This window comes from Sphingomonas sp. CCH5-D11, from assembly GCF_001557395.1.
Taxonomy (GTDB): Bacteria; Pseudomonadota; Alphaproteobacteria; order Sphingomonadales; family Sphingomonadaceae; genus Sphingomonas.
This window is the reverse complement of record NZ_LSKH01000346.1, coordinates 1-3,500: the sequence shown is the minus strand read 5'-3', so window position 1 is coordinate 3,500 and position 3,500 is coordinate 1. Positions and strand designations below refer to the sequence as shown.

Annotated in this window: 4 protein-coding genes; 2 read left to right on the top strand and 2 right to left on the bottom strand. The window is 67.1% G+C overall.

All coding sequences use genetic code 11. The features are described from left to right. Together AX702_RS22725 and AX702_RS20950 are read left to right on the top strand one after the other, a co-directional pair. The coding region (locus AX702_RS22725) for an MFS transporter (RefSeq protein WP_331710433.1) at positions 1-658 on the top strand (658 nt) is incomplete at its 5' end. After that, positions 655-1,674, top strand: coding sequence for a serine hydrolase domain-containing protein (locus AX702_RS20950; RefSeq protein WP_066782275.1), 1,020 nt, complete (start codon positions 655-657; stop codon positions 1,672-1,674). The genes AX702_RS22725 and AX702_RS20950, both read left to right, overlap by 4 nt. A 24-nt stretch (positions 1,675-1,698) precedes the next feature. Here AX702_RS20950 and AX702_RS20945 read toward each other — a convergent pair whose 3' ends face one another. Together AX702_RS20945 and dacB are read right to left on the bottom strand one after the other, a co-directional pair. Further along, complete coding sequence (locus AX702_RS20945) at positions 1,699-2,037, bottom strand: YciI family protein (RefSeq protein WP_066782276.1); 339 nt, start codon at positions 2,035-2,037, stop codon at positions 1,699-1,701. A gap of 90 nt (positions 2,038-2,127) precedes the next feature. Continuing rightward, the coding region (dacB, locus tag AX702_RS20940) for a D-alanyl-D-alanine carboxypeptidase/D-alanyl-D-alanine endopeptidase (RefSeq protein ID WP_066782274.1) at positions 2,128-3,500 on the bottom strand (1,373 nt) is incomplete at its 5' end.

Here is a 3,500-nt window from a genome sequence, read left to right as displayed (position 1 = left end):
GATCCGCCGCACCCCGCCGGACGCCCCCATCCGCCGCTCCACTCTGCTGGGGCCTTATGTCGACTTCTTCTGGCGCTATGGCTTTGGCGCGCTGATCCTGCTTGCCTTCGTCTCGTTGTACCGCATGGGCGACGTTCTGGCGCTCAACCTGTCGAAGCCGATGATCAAGGATCTGGGCTATTCCCTCTCGCAGATCGGCCGCGCGGACAGCGTCGTAGCGCTGGTTTCCAGCGCGATCGGCGTGGGCCTCGCCGGCTGGATGGTCACTCGCCGCGCGATGACGTGGATGCTCGCAATCGGCGCCATCGTCGCGGCCATTGGCAATTTCGCCTTCGTCTGGCTGGCCCATCAGCCGCTCAGCGAAGGGCTCCTGTATATCGCCACGGGCGCCGATCAGTTCGGCAATGGCTTCGCCGGTGCCGTCTTCGTCGTGTACCTCTCGCTTCTGGTGAACCCGCGCTATCCCGGCGCTCAATATGCGTTTCTGACCGGCTTCGCCTTTCTTCTGCCTCGGCTGATCTCCGGTGCGGGGGGCAGCATCGTCGGCCGGATCGGTTACGACAATTTCTTCCTTCTCTCGGGCGCGCTCAGCCTTGCCGCCATCCTGTTCCTCCCGCTGCTCGCCCACATCCGCCCACGATCCGAAGAGAACGCATGATCGATACCATCGTTGAGCGCGGGTTCGCGCCCGCTGCCGCGTCTGTTGCCGCCGGTCGGATTTCGGGCGCCACCCTCGGTATCGTCACCGCCGATGGCACGCGCGCCGTGCGCCTTGCCGGCCTGGCGCAGCGGGTGCCCAGCGAGGAGCCGTTGACCCGCGAGCACTGGTTCGATCTCGCATCGGTCAGCAAGGTGGTCGCCGCCACCAGCTTCGTTCTGAGGCTCGCCGACGAAGGAAAGCTCGATCTTGATCGCCCGCTCACCGATGCGATCCCTGATCTGCGCCAATATGATGTGGCCAATGCGCCGGAGCGTCGCCTGACGTTCCGCGACTGCCTGGTTCACCGCACCTTTCTGCCGGCCGTGGAGCCGATCTACACCTATGGCGATGATCCCGATCGCCTGCGTGCGTTCGTGCTGCAGCGTGAATGGCGGCACGGTCCGCCGGTCTATTCGGACATCAACTTCATCCTGCTGGGCATCGCGGTTGAGCGGCTGACCGGCGCCGGGCTCGAGGCGCAACCGCTTGGACCAGGTCTCGGCTGGGGGCCGCCGCCTGGCCCGGCCGTTGCCACCGAGCATTGCCAATGGCGTGGACGCGTCCTGAAGGGCGAGGTGCATGACGAGAACTGCTCCGCCATGGGCGGCCGCACTGGTCACGCCGGGCTGTTCGGTACCGTTGATGGCGTGCTCGATTTCGCGCTGGGGCTGCTGGACGGCTCCGGCGCCTCCCCGACCATGCTTGAGGCGATCCGAACCCCGGTCGAAGGCCATCGCACCGCCGGTTGGGAGATTCGCTTCCCAGGCTGGTCAGGGGGGCAGGCCTGTTCGCCCGGCACCATCGGCCACACTGGCTTTACCGGCACCGGATTGTGGGTCGATTTCGATCGCGGCCTCGCCTGGACGCTGCTCACCAATCGGGTCCACCCGACGCGTCACTTCGACAGCGGCATCTTCACGCTCAGACCTGAGACGGGAGAGGCCCTGATCGCGGCATTCGACGCGGCAACGTGATGAGGCTCAGGCGAAACGGCCGCGTCAGCTCGCCGGATCGTACATGAATTCGCGCAGTTCCTGCGAACAGCGACACGCAACGGCAATCTTGCGCGCCCATTCAACGGCCTCCTCGCGCGTGGCGATCTCCAGCACCGTGAATCCGCCCGTCAGCTGACTTGCCGGATAGATTTGCGGCGATACGGATCCGTCCTCGGATACGAGCACCGGCTGCACATCCTCCGCGACGCCCCCGCCAAAGACATAGACGCCGGCCGCCTTGGCCTCTTCGATCACGGCATGCGCCGCCGCGGCCACGTCGGGCAGCTCCTCATCCGAGACCATCATCGCCTCGCTCGGGAACGAGATCAGATATTTCGTCATGCCCGCATCATGCGCGGGACCTGCTTCCGTCGCAATTCCGGGCATCCACGTGCGCCGCCCGACCCAACTCGGAGCGACGCTGGATGAAAGTCAGTTCGCCGCGGCCACCGCCACCAGAGCGGCATCGATCGCCGCCGTCGCGCTCACGTCACCCGGCATGTCGTTCGCATAGGCCGCGAAGGTAAAGGTACGGCCGCTCGCGGTGGTGAGATATCCAGCCAGCGCATTGGAAGCGTTCAGCGTCCCGGTCTTGGCGAACAGCCGCCCTTCCAGCGGCGTATTCTTGAACCGGTTCGCCAGTGTCCCGTCCTTGCCCGCGATCGGCAGCGTCCCGCGCCATGCCGCGCCCCACGGCTGCTCCGCGCCCCACCGCAACAGCGCGACGCTGGCTCGCGGGGTCACGCGATTGTAGTTCGACATGCCGGACCCATCGCCAAAGTCATATTGCCAGCGCGCAATGCCCGCGCGTGACAGCACGTCATCCATGGCGGCATGGCCATCGGCCACCGACCCGCTTCCCGTCACCGTGCCCACCCGCCGCAGCAGCAATTCGGTATGCAGGTTCTGGCTGACCTTGTTGGTATGGACGACATCCTGGGCGAGCGGCGGCGGGGTCAGCCGTGCCAGCGCCGGAACAGCCGGCGGCCGCGCGGCCGGCGCGTTCCCGCGCACTTTGGGATCATCCGCCGGCATGATCGGGCGGTGGCGAACACCTATCTTGCCGGTTACGCGCACGCCCGCGGCACGCAGCATCTCGGCGAAGCGCCAGGCCGCACGATGCGCTGGATCGTCCACGCCCAGCCGCACCGGATAGGGTTCGGCATCGGCCGGGATAGTCCCGGTCAGTCGCACCAGATCGGTGCCCGGCTCGCGCATATATCCGATCGCGCGCTTGCCGCCCGCCGGGACGGTCACCACGCGATTGTCGACCTGATAATATCCATCGCCCGACACGTCCGGCGCCGCCCCGGCGCGACCGGGACGGAGCGTCAGGGCCACTTCATTATCATCCAACGTCAGCGCAGAAACCGCCGTACCGTAGCGGCCGACCATGTTGTTCCAGCTCATGCCCGCCGGCCAGCGCTCGTCCGGGAACAGCGTGTCGTCACCGACCACGTCGCCCACGGCCCGTGTTTCGCGGGCGACGGCCTGGGCCAGGGCGGCAAGGCAATCACTGGTGCAATCCGCCGCGCTCGACAACCGCGCGTCCCCGGCGCCGACCAGCACCACGTCCCGAACGGTGCCGCGCTGTTCCAGCCGCACGCTCGTTCCGCCGGCCATATCGGGTCCGGCAGTCTCCAGCATGGCGAACGCCGTTGCGGTCGTGAACAGCTTCGTGTTCGATGCCGGCACGAAGCGGTCGTCCGGCCGGATCGCCACCACCTCGCGCCCGCTTTCGTCCACCACCAACAGGCCGATCCGCGTGCCCGTTGCGGCTCCCGCCAGTGCTTCGCTTACGGCGG

Coding starts and splice junctions, on each gene's coding strand:
- AX702_RS20950 (WP_066782275.1), top strand. CDS start 655: ATGATCGATACCATCGTTGAGCGCGGGTTCGCGCCCGCTGCCGCGTCT.
- AX702_RS20945 (WP_066782276.1), bottom strand. CDS start 2,037: ATGACGAAATATCTGATCTCGTTCCCGAGCGAGGCGATGATGGTCTCG.